Genomic DNA, 25,741 nt, shown 5'->3' on the forward strand with positions numbered 1-25,741 from the left:
GCGGTGGCGTCGGGTCTTGCGCGAACGTGTGCTGGGGATACGTACCTCAGCTCTGGTCCCGCACCGCCGCGAGGCACTGGTCGTAGAGGTCTGCCAGGTCGATCCGCCCGTCATGTCCGGCCCAGAGTTCGGTTGCCGTGTCGATACAGGCGAAGACGGTCGCGACGATCGCCTTGGCCTGCGTGTCGGGAGCCGGGCGGCCGGGACCGTCGCCCAGCCGCGCCCTGACGACGGGGACGAGTTCCGCCTGCCAGCGCAGCCGCTTCTCGATGTAGCGGGCATGCAGCGAGGGCGTCTCGAAGATGAGGCGGGACAACTCCAGCGCACGCTCAGGAGGGTGGTTGGCGGTCAGAACGACCTCGAATCCGGCGCGCAGGGCATCCCAGGCGGACATCTCGGCCGGCTGCTGCTCGACGGTCCGTTTCAGCAGCTCGCCCAGCGCCTCCTGGTCGCCGCAGACCAGGTCCTCCTTGGTGCCGAAGTAGCGGAAAAGGGAGCGCTGCGAGATCCCCGCCTCCCGCGCGATCTGCGCGATCGTCGTCTGCTCGTAGCCCTGCTCGGCGAACAGGCGTACCGCCGTATCCAGGATCGCCTGGACGGCGACCTGCCGCGAACGCTCCCACAAGGTCGTCATGGACATCAGGGTACCCCTCTGGACAGCGACCGCCTACTTGGCATTAACTGCCAGAAAGGCAGCGAATGAAAGAAGGACGCCCATGCCGGCCGTCGATTACCACGGACACACCACCCTCATCACCGGGGCCAGCGCGGGCCTCGGCGCCGAGTTCGCCCGCCAGCTCGCCGCCCGCGGCTCCGACCTGGTACTGGTCGCCCGCCGCAGGGACCGCCTGGAAAAGCTGGCCACCGAGCTGCGCGGACAGCATCGGATCCAGGTGCACGTGGTCGAGATGGACCTGGCCACGGACCACCCCGGGCAGGCGCTGGCCGAGCAGGTGGACCAGCTCGGCCTGCACGTCACGAGCCTGATCAACAACGCCGGGTTCGCCACCTTCGGCCCCTTCCACCAGGCGGACCCGGACCGGCTGCGCCGGGAGATCGCGGTCGACGTGACCGCGGTCGCCGACATCAGCCGGGCCTTCATCGGCCAACTGCGCACCGCGGGCCGCGGGGTACTGGTCAACGTGGCGAGCATGGCCGCGTACCAGCCCAACCCGCGCATGGCGCTCTACGGGGCGACCAAGGCGTTCGTGCTCAGCCTCACCGAAGCGCTGTGGGAGGAGTCACGCGGCACCGGTCTGCGGGTGCTGGCCCTGTCCCCCGGCGCGACCCGGACCGAGTTCTTCGACGTCGTGGGCACCCCACAGGCCGCGGGAGGGACCAGGCTCGCCTCACCCGTCGACGTCGTCCGCACCGCGCTGGCCGCCCTGGACCGCAAAAACCCGCCGCCCAGCGTCATCGCAGGCCGCATGAACCGGGTGATGGCCTTCCTCGCCCGACGCCTGGCCACCCGACGCCAGGTCATCCGGGCCATCGGCCGGCTCACCGCCAAGGAGGCATGACCATGGACGGAAAGGCCGTAGTGACTCCCGAACTCATGCCGGTCATCTCCGTCCCTGTGGCATTGACGTTCCGAGGGCGACACACGCCGGTCCGGCGGGTGGACAAGACAGTGACGGGACTTCCGGGCCAGGCGCCTGTAGGGTCAGACGCCCTCGTCCGGCCGCGTACGCGGCGGCCCTGCCGACGAGCCGGCAAATCCCGGACAGGACAGTCGATGAAGTCGGTCAGTAAGTGAGCCAGGCTCACTTACTGACTGTCCCCACCATGAGCCATCCCCTCAACGACGGGTCGCTCCGCGCTCCCTGGGTCAGCCGAAGACGAGCTCAACGTCCTTGTCCACGCAGAACCGAAGGACGGTGATCAACTGCCTGACGTCTTCGATACGCCGTCGAAGGACGGGGTCGCTGTCGTCAGGCTGACGTTGGTCGAGAACCGCTTCCAGCCGGGGCAACATGGCCGCGCATTGAGCGGGTGCGAGGTCGGGGCCATCGTCGTCTGGATGGTTGAGCAGTGGCGCCAGCGTGGTGGAGACGCTGCACCACCGGCGCTCTCCGCCGAAGCCGTCCATCTCGGTGAGGGTGATCCCCTCGGCCTGGGCCAACCACTTCCTGAACATGCTGAAGCCGGTGTAGGACCAGGAGATGTCCGGGCTCGCCACGTCGTCGTCGCCTGGAAAGAGCATCAGTCCCACCTTGTCCCCCTTGGTTGCTCGTAGCCCAGGATCGCCGCGGGGAAGGATGTCGGCAACTGAAATGATCTCCGGATGGCTGGCATGATTACGGCGGCGCAGCCGTCCTGGACAGCCCCGTTCACCGGACTGAGCCCGCGCACCTTGAGCAAGCTGGTGACACAACTGCGCAGGGAGGGTGCGGACGTACCGGGTCGCGGGCGGCCGTGGAGGCTGCCGCTGGCGGACCGTGTGCTGCTGGTTGCCGCGGACTGGCGGACCAACCTGACGTTGCGGCAACTGGCGCCTCTATCTGATGTGTCGAAGTCCGCGGCCAGTCGCGTCATTGACCGCCTCGGCCCGAAGCTCGCGCTCAAGCCGCGCAAGCGGTTCGCGAAGGACGCAGTGCTGATCGTGGACGGCACCCTGGTACCCACCCGTGTTAGCTCGTCCTGCCGCGCAAGGTCACCACGGGAATTCGGGCCGCGCCTTTTCGCCACCGGCTGACCGGGACGAAGCGCCGGAGGGTCCAGGAAATGGTTTGCCGACCCGGTGGCTGTGTGTCACCGTTCGGCCTGGACTGGCAGTTGATCATCGGCGGCCGGTCGATGTTGACATGTCGCGGCCTCTCGGGGTTCCACCGGAGAGGTGACGAAACGATGGGAACCGGTGCCGTGGGGAACAATTACGAGGACGAGTGTCGCCGGTCGTTGGCCGAGGAGCAGGCGAAGAGCCTTGCCGGGACCAACAACTGGGAACATGTGGACAGGGAGCAGGTCCACCAGGACTGGGACGTCCTGTACCGGGAGATCACGACTTTGCTGGACGGCGGCTCCCTGCCAGGGGACCAGCAGATCCAGGAGCTCGTCCGCAGGCACTTCGACATCGCCTGCCGGTTCTACACCCCCTCCAGGAAGGCTTATGTCGGCATGTCCCTCTTTTACGCCGAGGACGAGGCCATGAGGGCGTTCCACGACTCCTACCACCCCGGGATGGTGGATTTCCTGGGCGCCGCGATCAAGGTGTTCGCCGAGCAGGGGAGTGGGTTCGCCCCCAGCGCAGAGGCCGAGACTTCGGCGTAGTCGGGCGGCACGGGCGATTCACTCGCGTTCACCAGATCCGTCTATTTCTATTTCCGTCGCGGGGGCCAGCCCATCGCTGCGCGGCGCAGAGGGCTGCTCGAAAGGGTGGTCAAACGCCGTCGGCGACGCAGCAGCAGGAGGGCCAAGGGGGCGATCAGTATGGGTAGCAGACGGATCGCCCAGGAGCCTGCGGACACGGGTTTCTCCGCCGGTTCGATGCCAGTGGCCGCCTGACGGGGAGTGGGAGCACCAAGCCAGACCGTGTTGTCGGGTCCGGTGACCGAAGGGGTGCGGAGGGAGCGGTCCACACTCGCGGGAATCGTCCCGAAGTCCGCCGCGAACGCGCTGTCGGAGACCTTGCGGACGGGAACGCTGGTGAAGTCGACTCCGCCGTACACGTACCTTCTGACGTAGGTCGTGCCGCCCCTGGTGGTCCGATCCGTAACCTTGTACTCGCCCTTTGTGTATGACTCGACGTACTTGTCAAAGGTGTCCCGTGGCTTCCAGTCGCCGGTGATTCGCCAGTCGGTGATGTCGCCCGAGTCCACGAGCTCGCCGTACGTGGTGTCCTTCGTGGTGCTCAGTTCGCGGTACCACTCGGCGGCCACCCGGGCGAGGTGGACGCGACGCAGGGCGGCGTACTCGGGGGCGGTGTTGATGGCCTTCCTGAGCCTGGGCAGGATCAGAGTGCGGTCCAGGTGTTCATTGTGATCCTCGGTGGCCTGATCTTGTTTCGGGCAGGTAGGGGTGTCAGCGGAATCCCCGGAGGCCACCACGTACTCCGTCTCCATCTTCACGTCGAGGGGTGCGTCGAGGATGTACAGCTTGTCGCCGTCCTGGTACACCGATGCGGGTGCGGGGACGATCCAGTTGCGAGACGAGACGCAGTCACCCCGGATGCCGTCCCAATACCGTTTGCCGAGTGTGGTGTGCGGGTGAGTGAGCTTGGCCACGGTCTTCTTCATCTGCAGGTCGGCCTCCAGCAGGACACGTCCGGCGTCCGTGCGGCCCAGTTGGCCGTCGACGATACGGTCGGGTTCGTCGGGGCTGAGGTTGACCCAGAAGTGCTGGGGGTTCAGGGCCAGCCAGACGAAGAAGGCGTCCGAGCTCTGGGTGGCGGCCGCCACGCCCGTGGACTGGCGGACGTCCCCCCGCAGAGGGTTCAGGTCGGCGTTGAAGGAGTACTGGAGACCACTGCCGTCGCCAGGATCAGCGAGGTAGCTCAGCTTCATGGTCGAGAAGTCGATGCCGCCATTACCCAGTCCTGGGTTGGTGAGAGTGGCGCCCAGGCCGGTGGCACCGATGGCGTCATCGGTGCCAGAGGCGTCGGCCGAGGCGGTGGAGTCCGCATCGCCCGACGTGGCCTTGTCTTCATCGCACTCGACATCCGCCGCCGCAAGCACCAGTGCCGGTGACTTCGCGTCACCGCCGGGCACGGACAGATGCTGGCCCAGGGCGCTCGGGCGCGGGCAGGCAGGCTCGGCGGAGGCGAACAAGGAGTGGCTGAGTACTTGGCGTTCCCAGCTCTTCGACACCTTCCGCGCCTCTTCGAGGTCGAGTTGCAGCTTTTCCCGTGTCGAGGCGTTCCGTGTCCTCTCCAACTCTTCGAGCTGGGAGCGTACGTGCCGCTCCGCTCGGTCCTGGGCCTTGGGGCCTGACACGGCCGCGTCCTTCCGTGCGCGCGCGACCAACTGCTCCATCCGGGCCGTCTCCCACACGGTGAGGCCGTAGGCGCGCCCGAAGCCGGTAGGCATGTCCGGCGGGTACAGGAGGGCGCACCTGGCGGCGCACTGCTGGCGTTCGGATGCGCCGTAGATACGGGCATCATCGGGGATATGCAGCCGCTTCCGCACCCGTTGGATCATTTGCTCGGCATGGAGTCGCCTCGGGTTGTTCAGCGCGCTGACCGCGATGAGGCGTTCGACGTGGTGTTTCCTCAACTCCTCGACGACCGCGCGCTCCAGGAAGCCATCCATCCGGTCGACCTCGACGGTCGACGTCCGCCATGCCTGGCTTCCGGTGAAGGACAGGCTGGTGGTCTCGCCCAGGAGCTGCTCGATCTGCCGGTCGGTCAGCCGCAGCGGGTTGAAGTATTCGACAGCCCCGTTACGCCGGGGATCCCAAGCGAGCTCCTTGTCCGCCTTGGGCAGAATGTGACCGACTGCAACGCGCAACTCCAGGACCGGCCTCAGAGGTGGGCTCAGCAAAGGGTTGTCGTACTGCCGGGAAAGGTCCATGCCCTCTGCCGATCCGGGCGGGCGCTTGTCGTCGGCCGCGGCCGTCGGCACCGCCGTGCCGGCGGTCAGGAATGCCAGCAGCAGCGCCGTCAGGGCGCGCAGCCAGAGGAGACGGGTGGCGCGCTGGCAGATCACTCCTCCCCCGCATTCCCGTGCTCTGCGTCACCGAACACCTCGTCGATCGTGGTCAGATCGCCGTCCGTGGTGGCCCGCCCCCGGGAGAGCGCGCGTGCAAGTCCCAGCACGGCCGCGAGGACGACGAGCGCCACCGCTCCCGCCGACGCGCCGCCAGCGACCGTCTCAGGGCACTCTCCGACCCGCAGGGGCAGACCGCCGTGATAGGTGGGCGCAGCGCACTGCGCCGAGGCGAGCGAGGGTGTGCCGAGGACAAGGGTTGCGGTGGCGGCGGTCAGGGCGGCCAGCCGGCCGGTACGGGAACCGGTCATGACGTCGCCTCCCGGGCGGACGGAGAGGGTGTTGTTGACGAGATCACAGGGGCGCCCTTCAACTCCAGTACCTTTACCCGGAGTTCCTCCTCCAGGGGAATGAAGGAGTCGGCTCCGGGACGTTCGCGGTGCCAGCGCTGGACGGCGAGGTCGAGCTGTGCTTGCTGGAACCGCAGCAGGAGGCGCAGCCCGGCCGTACCGTCACGGCGCCACACCCGCAGCTCCAGCAGAAGGCGGCGGCGGGGAGAAAGCAGCAGGCCGATCTCCGGCTCGGTGACCGCGCGATGCCCGGAAGCGGCTTCGGCGCGAAGCGCGCGGGCCACCCCCGTCGCCTGGGCCTTGAGCCCGCGCCGCAGGATCAGCACGTACAGCGCCACGAACACCCCCGAGGCGATGATCACCATCACCGGGATCCCGATGAGCAGACCGAGCATCTCGTTGGCGTACCAGTCCGCCCTGCGCCCGTCGAGCCACATCAGCAGCACGTCGGTCTCGTAGTGCCCGCCCACCGCGGCCAGCAGGCCGCCGCCGACGGCCACCATCCGGTCGCTGCGCACCGGCAGCCAGCGGGCCGCGCCGATGCCGGCGCCCGCGAGCGCGGTGAACGCCACATGTGCCGTCATCAGTCCCACCACCTGCCGGTCCCAGAATTGAGTGGGGTGGTGGGCCGGGTTGATGTGATCCAGATAGTGGATCGTCTCCGTGAGGTTGAAGCCCAGGCCGACGGCCGCTCCGAGGACGACTCCGGAGACGAGGCCGTCGATGTGGCGGCGGAAGAGCAGGCAGAGGACGGCCACTCCGGCGGCCTTGCCGAGTTCCGTCACGACGGCCGTGCCCAAGGGGAACAGAGTGTAGAGCTCGCGCACGCCATCCTTGGGGCTTGTCCACGAGCCGGAGATGAAGTAGCCCGGCATGGAGCGTTGGAACCATGTGATCATGACGAGGCCGAACCCGCCGCCGACCAGCGCTCCCCACCCGAAGCCTGCCAGCAGCAACCCTCCGGGCATACGCCGGTAAAGCTGCAGCCGGTGAACCAGGAGCAGCGCCGCCAGTGTGGTAGGCAGACAGAGCAGCAGGTTCGGCAGACCGCTGCCCATGTCTGCCAGGGGCATCGCCGTGAAGGGCAGGAGCAGGCAACCGAGAATGCCGTACTGGCAGGCCCGCACGGCACGGTCGGCCCATGCACCTGCCGCGCGGTTTCCCTGCGGTGTGCTGCCGGACCGAATGAGCAGCAGCGCGAGACCGAGCACGGCCGCGACACCCCAGCCGACCGGCACCAGGATCCGCGTCACGCGGAAGGGAGTCGGCTCGGGTACGAGGAAGAAGGCGACCAAACGGGTGCGGGAGGTGAGTTCGGGCGAGGACCAGAAGAGGATCTGTCCCGCCGCGTAAGCCGCGGACAACACCAGCGCCAAGGCGATCGCGTTCGTCACCCCGTGCCGTGGCCCGGGGGAAAGCCCGCCGCCGGGCCCGGGCGACACGGTTGCGGACGTCGCGGTCATGACACACCACCGACCTGCGGAAGCCGGGGCAGACCGGGAAAGTCCGTGGGGAAGGTCGGCAGATCCGCCGGCGGCGGCTCCTGCGGCTCACCGGTCGGCACAATGTCCGGAAGCCTGGTAGGCAGCGTCGGAAGCCCGCTCGGCAAGGTCGGGACGCTGTCCAGGAACGGCAGCGCCGGATCGGTCGAAAGCCCGACGGCCGCCGCGACGCAGGCGGCGATGATCCCGAGACCTCCGATGGCAGTCATGAGACGGAGATATGGCCGGGCACCGAGCTCCGGCTCGTCCAGCGACACTTGTTCCAGTGTCGGCCGGATGCCGCCCGACCGTTCACCGACTGCTTCTCCCTCGTCCGCGGCGGATGCCATGGCTACCTCCCCGAGGCGGTACCGCTTGCGTCCGTCTGTGCGCATGTCATGGTCTGGTTCGTCGGCACCGTGCCGGGCACATCAGCCTGTGCCGAGAGCGGCAACGGCGTCGGAGTCGACCCGCTTCAGAACGTCTTCGGAATGACTGGGCCCCGTGATGTCGGAGTCCAAGCGGCTCGCCCGGGTGGCGAACCACAGGTGCACGAATCCGTGCTCATCCGTCGCCTCATCGACCGCCTTCCGCAGCTCTGCCCCGCTGACCGTGCAGGCACCGCGGACCGTGGCACCCGGCCGGGCGGTCGGCAGCCGTACGGTGCAGGAGCCGAGGTCCATCTCGTCGAGACTGCGGCCAAACGGTTCTCGAGCCGTGAGACGGACCTCGTACAGTGCGGTAACCGACTCCTGCGGCATGTCGTTCGTCAACGTGACAGCCACGGTGGCGGTGTGGCACAACGGCCCGCACTGCGCGTCGCTGGTGCTGACCGAGACCGCTTTCTCGGAGAGGATGTCACTGACGGGCACGGTGGATGGCAAGGAGCGGACCGCCGTCCGCAGCGCCGCGTAAGTAGTGCGAGCGGCTGATGCGTTCTCCATACGGACCGACAGCTTCGCCGCAGCCGAGTCCGGCAGCCTCTCATACGGCTCGGCGTGGCTGTCGTACCGGACGTCGAGACCCGAGTAGCCGAGCAGTCGAAGAGGTGCCCCGGAAGAAACCCAGTAGACGCCGGGACCGGTGCCGTCATCCCCGGCGAAGGTCACTGGCACCGCGTCGGCGGGCACCCCGGGCGGGCGCGGGAACCGCCTGGCCACGGAGGATCGGGCGGGCAACGACGTTCCGGTGGCCTCACCGGTGCCGTCCGCCGTGGACGAGGCGAGGAGCGAGCCGAGGGACGACGGGGAGAGCCAGCTCAGCTTCAGTCCCAACACGTCGCTGAAACTGTTCGGCCGATTGATCTTCATCCAGCGGCCGGCAGGGGACCTGGGGTTCTTGTCACCTACGGCCCGATGCTTCGCGCGATCGTCCTTGACGAACAGGGCAAGGCCCGAGATCAGCATGACCTGAGTGTGAACCCCGTCCGCGGTGAGGGTGCCGAACACGTCACCGTCGCCCATGGCACGCAGATCGGCCGTCACGACGGTCGACGATTCGTCGGTCAGCCCCCCGTACTCGTCCCGGTGGTACAGCCGCCAAGACCCCGACCAGTGCAGCACCTTCGTCTGCTTGACCGCCGTACCCAGACTTTTCAGGGACGGCGCTGACGGGCCGTGCGAGTCGTGCGCGTCGTCCGGACTCGGCCCGGAACAGGCGGCAAGCAAGACAACCCCCGCGAGGGCGAGAACGCCCGGGATCCGGCGCAATCGTGCCGCATCGCTCCCTGCATGGTGCCGACGGCTTGTGCCGACAACGCGCATATGGATGCTCCCCCTGTCTTCGCTGTGCCCCTCCCCTGCACACCATCCTTCACCGGACCGCTGTGCGGGCATAACGGTTCTTCCATCAAATTCGCCGCCCGATCGATACCCTTCGTTCTATGGAACGCGTTCCGGACGGTGACCGGTCTGCGGCGAAGACGGACGGCTTCGCATTCCCAACGCACGACCGCGATCCCAGCACCCATCAGCTGCGCCTGTTTCTCACGCTGGCGCAGGAATTGCACTTCGGACGAGCGGCCACCCGGCTGTTCATGACCCAGCCCGCGCTGAGCAGGCAGATCCGCATGCTGGAGCGCAAACTGGGCGTCGACCTGCTCGACCGGACCAGCCGGTCGGTGACCCTCACACCGGCGGGACGGGCACTGATCCCCGAGGCCGAGCAAGTGGTATCGGCCATGGCCGGGTTACGGCGCCGGGCGACCGAGCACTCCCGCGAGGTTCGAGGCCACCTCGTCCTCGGCTTCATCGCGGGGGAAGCGGCGATGCCCTACACCCACGCCATCCTCGGTGAACTGCACCGGCGTCAGCCCCGTATCACGGTCGAACTGCGCGCGCTGTCCTTCGGCAACCAGGTGGAGGCACTCGCAAACGGCGACGTGCACGCAGCCCTCCTCAGGTCTCCGCTGCCGCCTCCGCTGCGTACGATCAGGCTGGCCACCGAACCCCGCGTCGCGTGCCTGCCGGCGGCAGACCGGCTGGCCGCCCTCCCCGACGAGCGGCCGGTCACCCTCACGGATCTCGCGGATCACCTGGTGGTGGACATGCCGGCGCAGGCGCCCCGCGACTGGTGGGACGACTGGGCCGCCAACCCACGCCCGGATGGCTCCCCCGTACGCTTCGGCCCCGTCGCCGCGGACATCGAGAGCCTGCTGCACATCGTCGCGCGCGGACAGGCCATCAGCTTCCTGCCAGCCGCGGCCCGCCGTCTGTACCCACGCGCCGGCGTCGCGTATGTCGACATGGCCGACGCGCCACCGTCCACGGCCGCCCTCGCCTGGATACCTGCCGGCCAGGAACGCCCGGTCCTCTCCTGCCTGCTGGACACGACCCGCACGGTGGTCGCGACGGCGGCGGAGAGACCAAGGACCGGCGGCGCCTACCGCGCCGCCGGGGCATGAACGGCATAAGAGGTCGTTTGTCGTCCAGCCGGTGCAGCACGGCTTCGTGCAGGCGGCCGCAGACACCGGCTCTTCTGGCTGCCGAAATCAACGCCAACGAGTCGACGTGCAAGAAGGTGCTCTCCCGGCTGACGAAGACGGCCCTGCTGCTCAAGCCCTCGCCGCGGGCCGCGGCGTACCAGCTGACCCCGCTGCACTACTGGGAGGGCGCCGGCAGCACGCACGTCACTGCGGCCAAGCGGCTCGGCCCACCTAGAATCGCCCCTGACGACAAGGCCAAGACCAAGACGGCGTCGAAGAACGCCGGGGACGCGAAGGCGACTCCGCTCCGACGAGCTGCTGGAGAGACGAGCCGATGACCGCGCCACCCACGCCTTCGCCCCCGAGAACGAGTTCGTCGCCCCGCTCCTCCACCCCCTGAACCTCACCGCGGCGCAGCGGTACGTGCTCAACTGGATAGAGGGCCACGGCGGGCTGTTCCAGGCGATCACCGTGCCGATGGAAGCCGTTACGGAAGACGTGGAGCACGCCGAGTCCACCGTGTATGACGCCCTGGCCCGGCTCACCGCACTCGGCCTCCTGGTCCACGACGAGACCGGCGGGCACCGCGTCAACGCCCGTACTTCTTCTCCGCCGATCCCGACCTGCGACGCTTGGTCGCGGCACCGCTCGCCGACCCGCCCATCACGCCGGACGCCCGGGCGGAGGCGCCCCGGAAACGGACCCGACGCAATAATCTCTACAGTCGCAGAGCCGACAACGAGTCATAGACACGACGCCCGCAACAGTGGATCACCAAAACTCTGGCTCTTGCCATTCAATACACGTCGGCTGCCGTCCTCCGGACAACAAAAATTCCTTGACAGCCTGACGCACAAGTGAAATTGGAATTTCTGAGCAACTCGGAAATTCGGTCGCGCTTCCCATGATGGAGTAGCAGACTTCCGGCCGTCCCGCCAAAGGGTCGAACGAAACCATAACTTTTTCATTCGTGAAAAGAGCGTCGAGTGTTCGATGGCAACGCAACCGCTGCCTGCACGGCCCAGACGGATTATTGATGACCACTTCCACTTTGCTTACGTCATCCCTAATTACGATGGCAGCCATCCCCTGTCCAACGTCGCCCGCACAGGCGGATCTAGTCTCTGTGACACCCTTGTCGCGAAGAGTCTTATGGACTATGTCTATCAAGCCAGAACCCGCTTTCTTATTCTCGCTGATGAGACTATAGAAACGTCGGAACTGGCACCAATGCCGCTCGTCGGGCCGTTTCCGATACCGGCAAGGAAGCGGCTCGGTATGGAACCTCGTTGAACGTCTCCCGGTTCCTCGTCACCCCCAATGCGGTCCGGGGCTGGCACTCCGCTGGGCTGAAGGTCTACACCTGGACGGCGAACTGGCCGGCGACGTGGGAGAAGGCGAAGGCCGCCGGTGTGCCGCCCTCGCGCAGGGAAACGCAAGGGCGGGCTGCCGGAAGTCTCCACATTCTGCGGAAGCGCTGACACCTCAAGATCATCACATTGCCGGGCAGGTCTGCCCGTCACAGCGCCATCCACCGGCTGGACGCAGGACTCGACGCGCCGTGAGCCGCGCTGACCCAGATCGTCAACTGATTGATTCTCACGGGTCTGGTCGCTGTCCCGGTCCTGCGTAGGGTTCCAAGAAGACGACAGTGCGGCATGTACGCACTCGATCTATTGCCGCGCCGAATGTTCAGGCACATCCATGAGAGAAGGAAACACACCCCTTATGCGCGCCCTTGTGGTCGATCACAGTGAGGCCGGACCCGTCCGGTTCGCCGACGTCGATGAGCCCGTACCGTCCACCGGTGAGGCGTTGGTGGAGATACGGCACATCGGTCTCAACTTCGGAGAGCTGCATTACGTGGACCAGTGGCCGGCCGGCGCTGTGCACGGTCACGACGCGGCCGGCGTCGTGGTGCGCGCCGCATCCGACGGCTCGGGGCCGCCCGAAGGTACGCGAGTCGCAGTGGGAATGGCTCCCCACGCGTGGGCGGAGCGGGTGGCAGTCAGCCCCGCCTCGCTCGGCACCGTCCCCGAGGGCGTGGATCTGGCCGACGCCGCCGCGCTGGGGATCGCCGGGGTCACCGCATTCCGGGTGCTGCGCAAGCGTTCCCTGCTGGCGCGCGACGTGCTGATCACCGGCGCCAGCGGGGGCGTGGGGCACTTCGCCGTCCAGCTGGCGGCGCTGGCAGGCGCCCGGGTGACGGCACTCGTCGGTTCACCGGAGCGGGCCGCCGGGCTCCGTGAACTCGGCGCCGACAGGGTCCTGACCGACTTGGCCGAAACCGGGGACCGGTTCGACCTCGTCCTGGACACGGTCGGCGGCCCGCTGTTGGCCCAGGCGTGGAATTCCCTCGCCGAGGGCGGCACCATCCACCTGGTCGGTTACTCCTCGGGGCAGGAAACCACGTTCCCGTCAGGGGCCTTGTTCGGCTTCGGCGAACCCCGCACCATCGCCACCTACGGCGACATGACGCCGACCGGCGGGGAGCTGACGGACCTGCTGGGCCTCATGGCCGCCGGAAGGCTCTCGGCACCGGTCGGACTTCGAGGCGACTGGCAGGACGTGGGCGACGCCGTCCAGGCGCTGTTCGCCCGCAAGGTGCACGGAAAAATCGTTCTCGACGTGGCCTGAAGCTGCGGACGAGGACACATGCGGCGGCGGTTCGCGGCGGTGGACGAGAATGGGCCCATGGATGTGCTGGCGGAGGTCTTGCGTGTTTCGGGTGCGCGTGGGGCGCTCGGGGTCATGCTGAAGGCCGGAGGAACCTGGGGCCTGTGGCTGGACTCCTTTCCAGTAGCGGCACTGCACGTGGTGTCCCGCGGCACCATGTGGCTCCACGTCACAGGCGAGAAACCTCTTCAGGTGCAGGCCGGAGACGCCGTCCTGGTGTCGCCGGGCACCGCACACGGGATAGCCGGCAGCCCCGGCGTGACGATGGGTTCCTGCGACCGGGAAGAGGCGGCCCGAGCTTTTGGCGATGGCCGGGCCCTGCGTCTGGGCTCGCCACCGGTGCAGACGGAAGTGATCGTCCTGCACTACGAGCAGGACCCGGAGGTGCACACACCGGTGCTTACCTCCCTCGCTCGGCCGATGCACGTCACAGCCCAGGAGAACGCGCAGCTCGGAAGGGCCGTCGAACTTCTCGCTGCCGAGCTCGCACAGCCGCAGATCGGCACCACCGCCGCCATCAACAGCATCGTCGACCTTCTGCTCGTCCAGTTCGTACGCGCCTGGCTGGCCCGCCACCCGCAGGAGCAGACCGGCTCATGGCTGGGAGCGATGCGTGATCCGGTCGTACGCGACGCTCTGGCACGTGTCCACGCCCGACCAGAACATCCCTGGACCACGGAGACCCTGGCCGCCGCGACGAGCGTCTCCCGGGCGACGCTGTCCAGACGTTTCCGGTCCGCCCTCGGGCAGACGCCGGCCGCGTACGTGACGCAGTGGCGCATCGACCTGGCGTCCGTCCGGCTCCGCGATACCGATGAGCCGGTCGAGTCGATCTCCAGCGCGGTCGGATACGGCTCTCCGCACGCTTTCAGCCGTGCCTTCAGACGTGCCCGGGGCACTGCCCCGGGCGAGTACCGTTCTCGACTTCGCAAGTGATTCGGGCGCGGGTGCCGTCCGGCGCCGTACACAGGGCGGCCGCGTCGCGCTGGAAGGCCCGGTCGCCGGGCCGCTGTGCGGTGGCGTACGACGTCACGGCCAGGCCCTCGTCCACGTCCTCGCGCATGCGGCAAGCCTTCCAGAACGCGGGATCCGGGCGGATTGCTTCGCGAGGGCGCCCGTGCCCGGACGGGCGAAGCCGACCGGCGGGGCCGGGGAATGTGACACCCCATCCCGGCACCGCCGCGGTCTACGCGGGAGACGTCCCGCCGGTCACCGGGACGTTTCCGACTCGCGGGTGCGGCGACGCCTGATCGCGTCCATGGATCTCACGCTGCCCTCGCCGTCCTCGATGCGACGGCGGTACTCCTGCCCGTCCTCGGGAGTCCATTGGTCCAGGGCCGCGGGGAACGCCTCGTCGCCGCCGTACACCGGTCCGCCCCCACGGCCGGGACACCGTACATGGCCGCGCAGCATGCGCAGGCACGCAGGCCGCCCACGGGGTACTGGGGCAATGCCGTCCCCGCGCACCACACGCACGACATGCCGCGCACTGTCGGTCCGTCAAGGCGTCCGGGTTGATCATCGGGGCGGGGCGTCCACCAGTGGCGGCAGGTGGCCAGTCGTGCTGCGCGTCGTCATGGTCCGTCGCCTCGCGCTCGCGGTCGGTTCGGCGTGGTCGTCACCGACGGGGGCGGGGACGACCACCGGGCCGCAACGCGCCCTGGTGCGGGGCGGTTGGGCTGCCATCCAGCCCTCCAGTGGCAGCAGAACTTGCTGCCCTGACCGGCACCGCCGGCAGCAAGAGGCCCCCGGCGGCGCCACGGGCCCGACACATCTCGGCGTTGCACAGCGGGCCGCAGACCCGGCGGCGTAGCAACTGCTCGTCATCACGGTCCATCCGCAGCGCGGGCTCAGCCCCGAGACCGTCGGGACGGCCGGGGTGGTGGGGGCGGTGGGGGCGACGTCGCCTCGGCGCAGGGTCAGGAAGAGCCGCCGATGAGGAGAATCCGCCCGGCGCCACGGCTCACTGCGTCGGCTGCTCCGCGACCGGGGCTGTGGGGGCGGGGTGACGTCAGGTGCGTGTACTGCCTGCGTCAGGTGGAGCCTCAGCCCTAGGCCCTGTCGTCAAATGATCTTGGCTGGGGGATCATGGTCGTGTGATACGTCGTCATGAACTGTCCGATGCCGAGTGGGAGTTCCTTCGGCCGCTGCTGCCAGTCTCGTTGCGGGGCCGGAAGCGGTTGGACGACCGGACGGTCCTCAACGGGATCGTATGGAAGTTCCGTACCGGAGTGGCCTGGCGGGACGTGCCCGAGCGGTACGGACCGTGGGCCACGCTGCACACCCGTTTCCGCCGGTGGGCCAAGGACGGAACATTCGAGCGGATGCTGCGGGCAGCGCAGGCCAAGGCGGACGCGGCCGGGGACATCGACTGGCTGGTGTCGGTCGACTCCACGATCGTGCGGGCCCACCACCACGCCGCAGGAGCCCGAAAAGGGGGCCCCGGGCACTCGGACGGTCGCGAGGCGGCCTGACCAGCAAGATTCATCTGGCCTGCGATGCCTTCGGTCGCCCGCTCGCGCTTGTGGTCACCGGCGGCAACACCAACGACTGCACCCAGTTCACCACGGTGATGGAGGCGATCCGGGTGCCCCGCATCGGCCCTGGCCGGCCCCGGACCAGGCCGTCTCATGTCATCGGTGACAAGGGCTACAGCTCGAAGGCGATCCGCACCTGGCTGCGGCGGCGGGGCATCGCTCACACGATCCCCGAGCGGGCCGACCAGGTTCGCAACCGCCTCCGCCGTGGCAGCCGTGGTGGCCGGCCCCCGGCCTTCGACCAGCAGCTCTACAGGCGGCGCAACGTGGTGGAACGGTGCTTCAACCGGCTGAAGCAGTGGCGCGGCATCGCCACCCGTTACGACAAGACGGCCGAGTCCTACCAGGCAGCCGTTACCCTCGCATCCCTGCTGATGTGGGCGTGACATTTGACGACAACTCCTAGGCGGGACGGCGGCATCCGGCCGTCGTTGAACAGTACGTACTGGATCCCGGTGTGCAGCACGAACAGGATCCCGCACAACGCCTGCCGGTCCGGTACCCGAGGCCGGCCCGCCACCAGCTTCGGAGCTCATTCGTAGCGGTCGGCTGCGCCAAGCCCGCCACGGCAGTGACACTTGAGCGCTGTCGGCGAGACCGGCCCGTCCAAAAGGTGGGCTCCTCGTCCTCCCTCGCGGGATGCGAGGGGGACAAGGAGCCCACTCATGGCCGAACAGGTCCAGCCTCGATCAGGCTGGGCGGCTGAGAACGGTCAGCCGGCGTCGCCGATCAGCTTCCAGGGCTCGTGGTCGGCGTCGGCCCCGGTGCCGGGGGCATCGCCCTGCGTCCACCACTTGGCCTTCCAGACCTTGCCGTTGTACTTGACCGTGGTCTGCTCGATCGGCTGGCTGGCCGGGGAGTAGGCCTTGGTCGCGTCCCAGTTCCCGGCGCTGCAGCCACCGGCCGGCGGGGTCGCCGAACCGAGTCCCTTGAGGTTGTCGGTCACCGGCGCGTATGCCGTACCGCCGATCGACAGACTCGTGTTCACCGGCCCGGTGATCGGGAGGTAGTAGATGATCGGCAGGTCGAGCGACTTCCCGGCCGGGATGATCTGGCAGTAGTCCAGCGTCGTACTGATCCGGTGGAGCGTCGTACCGGGTGTCAGCTTCCACTGGCCGCCTTGGGCATCGGTTTGCCAGTTGCCGTCCTTGACCAGCCATGACGTCGAGGCCGGGATGTCGAACGACAGCTTCGTGTCCTTGCCACCGCCGAGCGTGCGCCCGGTGTTGTTGGTGATGCGGACGGTCGGCTGCAACGGCCACAGGTTCGCCGTCGAAGTCGGGTAGTTGACCAACTCGACGCTCACGTTGGCCGTCACCGCCGGCGCGGCACCGCTGCTGCCGGTGCGCAGATCGTTGTCGTAGGCAGTGGCATTGCCCAGCTTCTGGTTCAGCCGGGTGGTCAGCGTGTACCCCATCCCGCACGGGGTGTCCGGCTGGACGTCGGCCGGGCAGGCGTAGTCGCCGCCGAGTTCCCACATCATCACGCCGCCCGCACCGGTCGACTTGACCAGATCGGTGACCGCGTCGATGCCCTGCTCGTCCTCGGTCGAAAGGAACACCTTCTTCTCGGCGTTCCACAGCCACGACGTCTTGGTGGTGTCGTCCCAGTACCGGGTGTAGTAACCCGTGCGCCGGTCGGTGACGTCGGTGTGCGGCTTCAGCCCGACGCTGGGGGCGTAGACCGGGGTGATGTTCTTCTCCAGGTTCTTGGCGTGCCACAGCGGGTTCGTCCCGGAGCCGAGCTCGCTGCCGTTGCTGGTCTCGTCGTGCCAGATGTTGTCGATGCCGAAGGCACCGTCACCGCACGGCCGTTTGATGCCCGTACCCGGCTCGCAGCCGTTCGGCTTGGGCGACGTACCCCACAGGCCGTTGGTGCCGCCGGTGACGTTCTGCCAGCCGCGCGTGTAGTAGGGCACACCGATGTTGACGCGCCCGGCCTGCATCGCGCCGCGCATGTACTTCATCGCCCAGTCGGTGTTGAAGTACCCGATCCTCCCGTACTCAGGGGTGGCGTACTGGTCGGCCAGTTCGGGGTCCTTGCCGTCGTCGAACAGTGCGGCGTTCGGGCCCACGACGTCGTTCCAGGTGCCGTGGTAGTCGTACGCCATCAGGTTGGTGAAGTCCTGGTACTTCAGCGCGGTCTGGTTCGCCATCCCGCGGGCCAGGTAGCCGGAGGCCGACGACGCCGAGGTGAGCAGGTAGTACTTGCCGTCCGCGGCCGAAGCCCGGTTCAGCGAGTCCCGCAGCGCCTTCATCAGCGCGGCGTATGTCGTGGGCAGGCCCTTGCGGCGCGGGTTCGACACCGCCCAGTCGGCCGGATTGCCGGTGTCCTCGAGGACCGTGGGGTACTCGAAGTCGATGTCGACACCGTCGAACCCGTAGGTCCGCAGGAAGTCCACGACCGAGCTCGAGAACGTGTCGATCCCGCCCTGGTTGACCGAGCCGTCGGCGTTGGTGGTCATCGTGTAGAAGCCACCGGAACCGGCCCAGCCACCGACCGAGATCAGCGTCTTCACCCGCGGGTGCAGGCGCTTGTACTTCGTCAGCAGGTTGAAGTGCCCCTTGTAGGGCAGCGAGGGATCCATCTCGGCGCCGGCCTCGCCGGGCCACTCCTTCTGGGTGGCGTTCGAGTCGACCTTGATCTTGTTGTTCTCCACCGACGCGAACGCGTAGTTGAGGTGGGTCACCTTCGACCACGGGATGTTCTTCACGAGGTAGTGCGGCGTGCCGTCGGCGCCCGTGCGGCCACCGTTGAAGTAGCCCACGACCCGGCGACTGCGGCCCTCGCCGAGCCATTCGCGGCCGTCGCTCTGATAGATCTTGCAGTACGGCGTCGCCACACCCGGAGTGGTCGCCAGACCGTCCGGTCGGCAGTCGCCGGTCGCGGCCGGCCGCGTACCGCCGTCGTCGCCACCGGGGTGCGACTCCATAGGGTCGCCGACACCACCATTGACACCGAGATCACCGGCACCGCCGTCGGTGCGGCTGCCGTCACCGTAGCTCGGCACCAGCCAGCCCTCGATGTCACCGTCACCACTCGCTGCGGCCTCTCGGACCGCCTTGGCTGCCTTGAGGGCGGTCTTCGCCTTCGTAGCCGTAGTCGTGGCCCCGGAGCGGGTCAGGGTGAAGTCCTGGATCCCGTCGCCATTGAGGTCGGCGAAGGTTCCGGTGGTGCCCTGGAACGGGTCGCCGGCGCGGATCACGCCCAGCGATTTCCAGCCGGAGGTGACGCTCCACGGCGAGCCGGTGTTCTCCCAGGCCCGGACGTCACCGGTGGTGAACTCGACCCGGACCGTGTCGGCCTTGCCGTCACCGGTGATGTCGGCGAAGGCGACCTGCGCGGCGGGCGACTCACCGGGAGTGGCGAAACCCGAGATCTTGCTCCAGCCGCCCGGAGTCGGCATTTCCTTGCCCTTGTTCTGCCAGGCGGTCGGGAAGCTCATCCGGTCCAACGTGATCAGGTCGTCGCGGTGGTCACCGTCGAGGTCGGTGAAGTACATCTGCGGCGGGTAGCCGAGGTTGTTCGCGACGATCGTCGCGGTGCCCCAACTGATGCTGTCGCCGCTGCTGGTGTTGCGCGACATCCGCATCGCGACGATGCCGGTCGGTGAGTCGGCCGGCGGCAGGATCCGGATGTAGTCGTCCTTGCCGTCACCGTCCAGGTCGGCGAAGTAGACCTCATCCGGGTTGTTCCCGCGGTCGGCCGGGCTGATGTCGCCCAGTGAGACCGCTTCCTTGGTCGGGTCGTCGTTGCGCCAGCCGGTGACCTTGCCGTCCGTACCGACCACCGCGTAGTCGGCCTTGCCGTCGCCGTTCAGGTCGGGGAAGGCGATCTTCGAGCCGGTCGCGGCGGCGTCCCGGATCTTGCCGATCGGCTTCCAGGCGTACGAGCGGCCGCTGATCAAGTGCTGCAGGAGCGCGATCCGAGTGCCTGCGGCGAAGGCGTCCGCGACCTTCTTGTAGCCGGCGTCGGTCGGGTAGATCTCGTCGGTGATGTCCTCCGTGGTCACCGCGCCCATGTCGACCAGCACCAGCCGTGCGCCGTCCTGGATCTTGTCGTGGGCCATCGTGCGGAGCGCGCTGTTGTAGGCGTCGATCCGGGCCTGGTACGTCGGGTTCGTCGACGGCGGCAGGGTGCCGAGCAGGACGGTCGTCGTCGGCGAGGTCCGGTGGATCTCGTCCAGGAAGCCCCGCATCTTCCCGGCCGTCGCGGCGCCGTCGGCACCGCCGGTCAGATCGGCCGTGCCCGCGATCAGGGTCATCATGTTCGGCCGCAGTGTTGTCAGCGCGGGGATCGTCTGGGCCTTGATGTCGTCGATTCCCTTGCCCACGAACCCCATGTGGTCGGGGTCACCGCGCTTGCCGTTCTTCTGCTCACCGACGAAATCCGTGCGCCCGAAGATGAGACTGAGCGCGCCACCGAACAACGCGGCGATGGTCATGCCCTCCGCCTGGGTGCTCAGTCCGTCCCGGTAGCCGGTCTCGTCGGTGCTGTTCGCGCCGACCGTGATCCCGTCACCGACCGGCATCACCCGGAGCTCTTCGATCGGGCTGGCGGCGGGCGACGGAGTGGGCCCGGCCGCGTTGAGCCGGCCGAACTGGACCGGCCGGTGGTCGGAGTCGCCCTCGGAGCGGACATCGACCGCGGTATCGAGATTCAGGTGGGTGGTGACGAAGTAATCCAGCTCATGACCTCCCTGGTGGGTCGCCCTACCCGAGCTGCGGATCTGCATGCCCTGCGGGAAGTTGGCCCGCGCGGAGAGGTCCTCCGGCTCGACATTGAAGTCGCCACCGACCGTCGCGTGGTAGGTCACACCACGCTGGGTCCCGAGGGCCGTGATCCAGTCGTTGATGGCTCTCAGCATCGGCGCGGAGTCACCGCCACCGCCGGACAGGCCATGGAAGGTGAAGTACCACTCGTTGCCGAACCGCGCCCCGAGCGCGTTCCGGCCGGCGTCGACCGGGTTGCCGACGACTGTCATCTCGTCGGGCCCCTCACTCAGGACGAGCGCGACGTTGACCCGGCCGCCGATCCGGCGCGGGTTGGTCGCGTCGTCGTCGGTCGGCAGGAAGTAGACCTCACGGGTCGGGATGGGATTGCGCCAACTGGAGTCGACGACCCAGGTGTGGTGCAGCACGGTGTGCTGATGCGTGTTGCCCTGGCTGTCGACCGTGGTGAAGGTCTCGTTGGGCTGTGCGGTACTGCCCACTGGAGGCTCCGGGCCGGCCTCCTGAACCATCACGATCGGCACCTGCAACGCGAACTGCCGGACCGTGTTGGTCCACTTGCTGCCCGTCGGTGCGCCGTTGTTGGCCCCCTGCATGTTCCAGGAGACCAAGGGCGTGGTGGCCGCAGGGAAATCGGTGGCGGAGGCCGGAACGACAAGTGCCGTTGCCAGCCCGGCCATCATCACCACTACGGCGATTAATCGGCGGAACAAAGAGTTCCTCCCGTTTCTCATGTCCAACGGATCGGGAACAACCGATCGCTGGTCACTGGTTGAGTTCTCAAGGTACGCTCGGTCGTTCCCGATGCTACGTCGAGTTATCGGTCACTCCTGGGTGTTGAGTGCCGATGGCCTACCGGAGTCGGGGCAGGCTGAGCCCGGATCCACCGTCTTGATTCAGGAGTGGTCATTCCGGGGGGCTCGTCGGCACCTCCCGTCCGCTCCGGAGCGACCGGCCGCCGCTCAGTGCGGGTGCGCACCGGCAGTGAGCCGACGACCGCGCGCAGCCCGCTGGGCTTGCGGATGGCATTGTCCGCCGTCTTCCCGCCCCTCTTCGCCGCCGCTACAGCAGGGCTCGCCGTGTGGGCCGCGCACCAGGGGCCCGGCGACAGCCCGAACCGTGGCCCGCCGACCGTGCTCGCGGTGATCTGTGGAGGGCTCACCTCGGCAGCCGCTGCCGACCTCATGATGGTCAGGACACGAAGGCGGCAGCACGAGCGCACCGACGACAGTGCATGACCGTGACAGCAAGGCACGGCCGCGCGCCCCGCCCGCGCTGCGGCTCGCCGAGGCCGCCGCGACGGAAGCCGGCGTCCTCCCGGCCTTCACGGCCGCCGAGGACGCCGGGCGGGCCCTGGCACGGGCCGCGAGGACGGATCTACCTGTTGATCCAGATGCCGAAGTCCCGCGTGGCCGTGTAGAAGTCCTGGAAGCCCAGGCGCGCCCCCGCACTACGGGTCACCGTGCCCTTGGCGATCGCGCCGCCGGCGGCCGAGGCGGTGTAGATCGGGCCGCCGCTGTCACCGCTGCGGGCCGCCTCCCGGCCGTCCATCTGCTCCGCCTCCACCAGGTCTTCGGAGTCGTTGTAGAAGAAGAGGACCTTCATGTTGCAGACCGGGCCGCCCGTGGCCCGTGCGCTGGTGATTCCGGACTGGCACAGGTACTCACCCGGGAAGACGTGGTCCCAGCCGTCCACCCGCACGCCCGCGTCGCTGTCGGGTCCCCCGGTGTACATGAAGTTGTCGGAGTTCGTGGGGATGAGCATCACGTCGTGGGCGTCACTGGACTTGGTGGAGGTGCCGATGTAGGTGCCCTGCGGGTTGGTGAACCGATTGCCGCTCCGACCGCAGTGCTCAGCGGTGAGCAGGTAGGTCGCGCTTGCGTCACGCACACCGAACCCGGCCGTGCACGCCCCGCCATCGAAGTTTATCTGTGCTCCGCCCGACCACGGCGCACCGTCGTTCACACGCGAGCGTTCCTGGAGAGGCTCCTCGCTGATCGTCTTCACGGACACGCCGGCGATCCGGTCGACCGTGCTGTGGTCCTGCGCGACAGAGGCGGTGCGTGCTGCGCGGGTGGTGTCCTGTGCCAGGACCAGTCCGCTGCCGTCAGTGGGGATCTTGACGCTGTGGCCGAGCGAGGGGTCCTTCTCCAGCCGGGCTTGTAACAGCTCGGAGGCGTCCTTGAGTTCGGCCAGCGAGTGGTCCGCGGCGACGATGTGCACGGGGGCGGTTCTGCGGGCCTGCTCCGCGGCCCGCTGTACGGGCTCGGGCAGGTCGCCCTTCCACCACAGGGTGACGTGGTCCTCCTGAAGGCCGATGCCCGTGTAGCCCTCGTAGTGGCCCCGCTCCTGGGCCTTGGCCAGGATGCTCGCAGCGGCGACGAGGGGTCGCTGCTCGTTCATCTTCCGCAGGTTGTCGGCGCCGACAACCTGTGAGATCGGGACGCTCTTCTCGCTGTTACCGTCGCGCTGCTGCTCGGCGCTGGCGCCCGGGGCGAGGGTGCCGACGAGCGCCATCGCCGCGGCCAGGGCCGAACCCGCAGCCCACAGGCTGGTTCTGCCGTATCTCATGAGTATGCCTTTCCTCTTGGCGTAGCAGTCTGTGATCAGACGGCACAGGCATCCTCATGGGCCCCGATTTACATTCGATCTACAAATGATTAATATCAACCAGATATTCTGGGGTCGGAAGTGAAACACGGAATTGCACGTTGCAGCCGGGTGCGGTGCCGGGAGAGCCACCTTCTCGACGGACTCCGTGAAGACGTACCGCTCGACGTCCACGCACGGCTGGACGCCGACCGGATACCGTCGAACCGAGTGCCGTGCCGGGTCCGGTGCGACCGGCAGGGAGCCCGGCTCCACCGCAGCGTGCTCTCCACCGCCGTCGGCCGGAAGACGGCCGGACCCCACGCCCGTCATACCGACTTCCTGCGCACCTGACGGACGGACAGCCGGATCTCAGGGAGCGCGCCGACAACTCTCTGCGACCCTCTGCGAAAGGGCTTCGGCAAGCGTTTCACCTGCGGCGTTCGGTCATGGCGGCACCGCGACGGATTCCTGTGACGCCTTCGACCGCCAGGCCCGCGTCCGGCATCTCGCAGAGCAGAACACTGCCGACCGGCGAAGCTCGTCACCAATCGACCACTCCCGGCCGCACACCGGGCACACGGCCTTGTCCCCACGCTGTATGGCAGCCACCCGCCGACGCGTCTGCTGCAAAGCCCGCCACCGCCTCGACCTGCACCTACTTGAACAAAACGCTGCTGCCGCCGACTTCGTCGGCGGCAGCAGCACCCCACACTCCCGGCAGTACCGCCGAACCACCCCGCCCAATGCCATAGCACCCAGGACCCAGACCACCGGATCCCCTCGCCAGAGATCTCAGACAGGCACTCACCAACTGACCGGCCACCGGGCCCCCGCCTGGCCGTGCCGGGGGATGCCGCCACTGGATGATGTGGTTCGCCGGACCGGTTTCGCCGCCACGTGCTCGTTCCTCGCAACGGCGCGGCCAACGTGGGTGCGGGACCGCCTCATTCCGTCGCCGTGGTCAGGGCATTCGCCGACAATCGTAGAAGCGACAGCCCACCCCGGGGCCGGGAGAACGCACCTCGCCGGGGCGCGGATCGTACAAGGCCCGGCCGCCTGGCCATCGGGAGAGCTCGGTGGCCAGGCGACACCGTCGTCGACTTCCTTGGTCCGCCAGCCGTGGATGTCCAGCAGCAGACCGTCCAGTGGCCCGCCGACCAGTTCGGCGTAGGTCCGGTGCGGCAGCGGGCCGGGGTAGGGGTAGTCATGATCCGCGCCGTGGACGCGCCGTTTCAGCAGCTGCTCGTCTCCGTTCATGCGATCAGCTTTCCAGCCGCCACCGACAACCACCCCGGCCTTCGAGCCCGTCCGTTACCGGCGACGCCCGATGCGGAACCGGCTGCGGGGCTCCACGGCGGGTGCTTCAGCTGCCGCGCGTTCGGCTTCCTCCGCCCGGCGGCGTGCGACGCGCTCAGCTTCCGCACAGTCGGCGGCTTCCCTCTTGCACGGCCCGCACAGCCGGTCCCATTCGCCAGGCCACGCGGACCGCTTGGTCTCCTGCCGGCGCTCGTCGGTGAACTTGATGCCGCACTGAGTGCACACCGGCCGCTGCGCCTCCCGCTCCGCAGCTTCGCGCTCCGCCTCGCGCCGGCGGACCTCGCGGAGCTGGACCTGATACAGCCGCACACCGTCCGGGTTGTCCACGGCCTCACTCAGCGTCTGCCACTCATCGCGCCCGCGCCTGCGCCACACCGCGCCCGCGGCCCCGGCCGGGTCGGCGGTGATCCGCTCCATCTCGGTGACGACCACGGGCACCGCCTGGTGGTAGTCGACCGACGTGAACCCCTCGCCCCGGTGCGGGGTGCCGACGCGAGTGGCGCCTCGGGTGGAACGGACGGAGTAAGCCTCCGCCAACTTGAAGTCGCAGGTCAAAGGGCTGGTGTGACCGGTTATCAGGGTCCTCACGCTGGTCGCGGGCGGCTGTCTGAGGAGTAGATCGTCTGTCAGCGGTTGACTTCGGGTTCGTCAGAACGAGCAGGGCGCGCAGGAGGTGGGTGGCGCGGGCGGGGTCGGTGCGGAGCTTGGTGAGGATCCGCCAGTTCTTGAGGTGGGCGGAGCCGTGTTCGACCGGTGCGTGTCCGACGGCGAGGACACGGTTGGCGGTCTTCTGGAGGGGGGTGAGCTTGTGGGTGCGGCTGGCGTGGAAGCCTGTGACGACCACGGGGTCGAGTACGTCGTTGTCCAGGCCGCGGAAGCCGAGGTCGGCGAGAGTGCCGAGGCCGGCGGCGCGCAGGTGGGCCAGGATGTGGTCGTGTCGGGCGGCGGTGTTGTCGTGGGTGCGACCGGGCCGGGCTGCGGATATCCAGATCAGCTGGCCCCGCTCGTCGGTCAGGGCGAGGAAGTGCAGGCCGTGATGGTGGTGTTTGCCGGAGTAGCTGCGCCGGTCGGCCTTTCCGGTGCGGCGCTGGGTGGCGAGGAGAGTGCCGTCGATCAGGACCACCTCCCCGCCCTGCTTGGCGACTTTCGTCAGGGCGCGGTCCAGGCGCGGGGCCTGGGCTGTGAGGAGGGCGATCAGCTCGTCGCGCCAGCGGCGGACGGTGGACTCGGACACGTCGTCACCGCCGGCCATGTCGGCCAGGCGCTGGTCGTGGCGCAGCACGGCCAGGACGATCACCGCGATCTTTCCTGGCGGCAGGATCCGCCACCTGGAACGGATCACTTTCAGGTGACGCCGCAGCAGATCGGCAAGGTGGTTGACGGTCCGCGTGGACAGCGGCAGACGGCACTGGTAGACAAGCAGACAGGTGTTCTCGGCGTGCTTTTTGGTTTTCGTCACACAATTCCAACGGCCGCACTCGAAGCTCTGCAGA

18 protein-coding genes and 3 pseudogenes are annotated in these 25,741 nt (G+C 68.2%); 9 read left to right on the forward strand and 12 right to left on the reverse strand.

The genetic code is table 11. From position 1 onward, the window contains the following. Positions 1-46 precede the first annotated feature (46 nt). Complete coding sequence (locus HB370_RS01510) at positions 47-634, reverse strand: TetR/AcrR family transcriptional regulator (RefSeq protein ID WP_030793924.1); 588 nt, start codon at positions 632-634, stop codon at positions 47-49. 82 nt (positions 635-716) lie between these two features. Between HB370_RS01510 and HB370_RS01515 the strand changes: the two genes are divergently transcribed. Continuing rightward, on the forward strand, positions 717-1,520 hold the full coding sequence (locus HB370_RS01515) for an SDR family oxidoreductase (protein ID WP_167512933.1): 804 nt from the start codon (positions 717-719) through the stop codon (positions 1,518-1,520). A gap of 308 nt (positions 1,521-1,828) precedes the next feature. Here the strand turns inward: HB370_RS01515 and HB370_RS01520 are convergent, their stop codons facing one another. Further along, entirely contained in the window at positions 1,829-2,212 is a 384-nt protein-coding gene (locus HB370_RS01520) for a hypothetical protein (protein ID WP_030787146.1), read from the reverse strand. 72 nt (positions 2,213-2,284) lie between these two features. Here HB370_RS01520 and HB370_RS01525 point away from each other — a divergent pair. Together HB370_RS01525 and HB370_RS01530 are read left to right on the forward strand one after the other, a co-directional pair. Next, positions 2,285-2,629 (forward strand): annotated as a pseudogene (locus tag HB370_RS01525) (IS5/IS1182 family transposase); the annotation flags it as partial. A gap of 119 nt (positions 2,630-2,748) precedes the next feature. After that, positions 2,749-3,270 carry a TipAS antibiotic-recognition domain-containing protein gene (locus HB370_RS01530; protein ID WP_244405344.1) on the forward strand — a complete coding sequence of 174 codons (522 nt, stop codon included), beginning with the start codon at positions 2,749-2,751 and terminating at the stop codon, positions 3,268-3,270. 47 nt (positions 3,271-3,317) lie between these two features. Here the strand turns inward: HB370_RS01530 and HB370_RS01535 are convergent, their stop codons facing one another. From HB370_RS01535 to HB370_RS01555, 5 genes are all read right to left on the reverse strand, one after another. Then, positions 3,318-5,642 carry a hypothetical protein gene (locus HB370_RS01535; protein ID WP_030787156.1) on the reverse strand — a complete coding sequence of 775 codons (2,325 nt, stop codon included), beginning with the start codon at positions 5,640-5,642 and terminating at the stop codon, positions 3,318-3,320. Beyond that, entirely contained in the window at positions 5,639-5,953 is a 315-nt protein-coding gene (locus HB370_RS01540; RefSeq protein WP_030787159.1) for a hypothetical protein, read from the reverse strand. Before HB370_RS01540 ends, HB370_RS01535 begins: the two co-directional genes overlap by 4 nt. After that, entirely contained in the window at positions 5,950-7,455 is a 1,506-nt protein-coding gene (locus tag HB370_RS01545; protein WP_078637643.1) for a PrsW family glutamic-type intramembrane protease, read from the reverse strand. Before HB370_RS01545 ends, HB370_RS01540 begins: the two co-directional genes overlap by 4 nt. Then, entirely contained in the window at positions 7,452-7,823 is a 372-nt protein-coding gene (locus tag HB370_RS01550; protein ID WP_157855612.1) for a hypothetical protein, read from the reverse strand. The genes HB370_RS01545 and HB370_RS01550 overlap by 4 nt, the downstream gene beginning before the upstream one ends. Before the next feature lie 81 nt (positions 7,824-7,904). Continuing rightward, a complete protein-coding gene (locus tag HB370_RS01555) occupies positions 7,905-9,236 on the reverse strand; it encodes a hypothetical protein (protein ID WP_157855613.1) in 1,332 nt (443 codons plus the stop codon). Between the two features lie 119 nt (positions 9,237-9,355). Here HB370_RS01555 and HB370_RS01560 point away from each other — a divergent pair, with 119 nt between their 5' ends. The 5 genes and pseudogenes from HB370_RS01560 to HB370_RS01585 all read left to right on the forward strand — a co-directional run bounded on the left by HB370_RS01560 (position 9,356) and on the right by HB370_RS01585 (position 15,995). Further along, complete coding sequence (locus tag HB370_RS01560; RefSeq protein ID WP_078637644.1) at positions 9,356-10,375, forward strand: LysR family transcriptional regulator; 1,020 nt, start codon at positions 9,356-9,358, stop codon at positions 10,373-10,375. A 116-nt stretch (positions 10,376-10,491) separates the two neighbouring features. Beyond that, the gene (locus tag HB370_RS01565) at positions 10,492-10,734 is read left to right on the forward strand and encodes a hypothetical protein (protein WP_157855615.1); all 243 of its coding nucleotides are present in this window, start codon (positions 10,492-10,494) and stop codon (positions 10,732-10,734) included. Between the two features lie 1,390 nt (positions 10,735-12,124). After that, positions 12,125-13,033 (forward strand): zinc-binding dehydrogenase, encoded by a 909-nt coding sequence (locus tag HB370_RS01575; protein ID WP_030787173.1) that lies wholly within the window; start codon positions 12,125-12,127, stop codon positions 13,031-13,033. Between the two features lie 57 nt (positions 13,034-13,090). Next, complete coding sequence (locus tag HB370_RS01580; protein WP_030787176.1) at positions 13,091-14,008, forward strand: AraC family transcriptional regulator; 918 nt, start codon at positions 13,091-13,093, stop codon at positions 14,006-14,008. Between the two features lie 1,163 nt (positions 14,009-15,171). After that, a pseudogene (locus HB370_RS01585) lies at positions 15,172-15,995 on the forward strand (IS5 family transposase). Positions 15,996-16,321: 326 nt separating this feature from the next. On the opposite strand, the gene HB370_RS01590 reads toward HB370_RS01585, so the two are convergent. Further along, positions 16,322-21,073: a glycosyl hydrolase family 18 protein gene (locus tag HB370_RS01590; RefSeq protein ID WP_078637647.1), complete on the reverse strand. Its 4,752-nt coding sequence runs from the start codon at positions 21,071-21,073 to the stop codon at positions 16,322-16,324. A 237-nt stretch (positions 21,074-21,310) separates the two neighbouring features. On the opposite strand from HB370_RS01590, the gene HB370_RS41600 reads away from it, so the two are divergent. Beyond that, positions 21,311-21,577 (forward strand): DUF6343 family protein, encoded by a 267-nt coding sequence (locus HB370_RS41600; protein WP_342450984.1) that lies wholly within the window; start codon positions 21,311-21,313, stop codon positions 21,575-21,577. A gap of 139 nt (positions 21,578-21,716) precedes the next feature. Here HB370_RS41600 and HB370_RS01595 read toward each other — a convergent pair whose 3' ends face one another. The 4 genes and pseudogenes from HB370_RS01595 to HB370_RS01610 form a co-directional block, all read right to left on the reverse strand. Further along, a complete protein-coding gene (locus HB370_RS01595; RefSeq protein ID WP_030787187.1) occupies positions 21,717-22,910 on the reverse strand; it encodes a trypsin-like serine protease in 1,194 nt (397 codons plus the stop codon). Between the two features lie 982 nt (positions 22,911-23,892). Next, positions 23,893-24,188 (reverse strand): annotated as a pseudogene (locus HB370_RS41605) (hypothetical protein). 54 nt (positions 24,189-24,242) lie between these two features. Next, complete coding sequence (locus tag HB370_RS01605) at positions 24,243-24,575, reverse strand: hypothetical protein (protein WP_208974365.1); 333 nt, start codon at positions 24,573-24,575, stop codon at positions 24,243-24,245. A gap of 22 nt (positions 24,576-24,597) precedes the next feature. Beyond that, entirely contained in the window at positions 24,598-25,707 is a 1,110-nt protein-coding gene (locus HB370_RS01610; protein ID WP_244405348.1) for a transposase family protein, read from the reverse strand. Positions 25,708-25,741: the final 34 nt, after the last annotated feature.

The organism is Streptomyces sp. DSM 40868, from assembly GCF_011820545.1.
In the GTDB taxonomy this organism is placed as follows: Bacteria; Actinomycetota; Actinomycetes; order Streptomycetales; family Streptomycetaceae; genus Streptomyces; species Streptomyces eurythermus.

Excerpts from the sequence above, each read along its gene's own strand:
- HB370_RS01510 (WP_030793924.1), bottom strand. The coding sequence starts at position 634 with ATGACGACCTTGTGGGAGCGTTCGCGGCAGGTCGCCGTCCAGGCGATC.
- HB370_RS01545 (WP_078637643.1), bottom strand. The coding sequence starts at position 7,455 with ATGACCGCGACGTCCGCAACCGTGTCGCCCGGGCCCGGCGGCGGGCTT.
- HB370_RS01595 (WP_030787187.1), bottom strand. The coding sequence starts at position 22,910 with ATGAGATACGGCAGAACCAGCCTGTGGGCTGCGGGTTCGGCCCTGGCC.
- HB370_RS01550 (WP_157855612.1), bottom strand. The coding sequence starts at position 7,823 with ATGGCATCCGCCGCGGACGAGGGAGAAGCAGTCGGTGAACGGTCGGGC.
- HB370_RS01555 (WP_157855613.1), bottom strand. The coding sequence starts at position 9,236 with ATGCGCGTTGTCGGCACAAGCCGTCGGCACCATGCAGGGAGCGATGCG.
- HB370_RS01590 (WP_078637647.1), bottom strand. The coding sequence starts at position 21,073 with ATGAGAAACGGGAGGAACTCTTTGTTCCGCCGATTAATCGCCGTAGTG.
- HB370_RS01540 (WP_030787159.1), bottom strand. The coding sequence starts at position 5,953 with ATGACCGGTTCCCGTACCGGCCGGCTGGCCGCCCTGACCGCCGCCACC.
- HB370_RS01515 (WP_167512933.1), top strand. The coding sequence starts at position 717 with ATGCCGGCCGTCGATTACCACGGACACACCACCCTCATCACCGGGGCC.
- HB370_RS01575 (WP_030787173.1), top strand. The coding sequence starts at position 12,125 with ATGCGCGCCCTTGTGGTCGATCACAGTGAGGCCGGACCCGTCCGGTTC.
- HB370_RS01580 (WP_030787176.1), top strand. The coding sequence starts at position 13,091 with ATGGATGTGCTGGCGGAGGTCTTGCGTGTTTCGGGTGCGCGTGGGGCG.
- HB370_RS01560 (WP_078637644.1), top strand. The coding sequence starts at position 9,356 with ATGGAACGCGTTCCGGACGGTGACCGGTCTGCGGCGAAGACGGACGGC.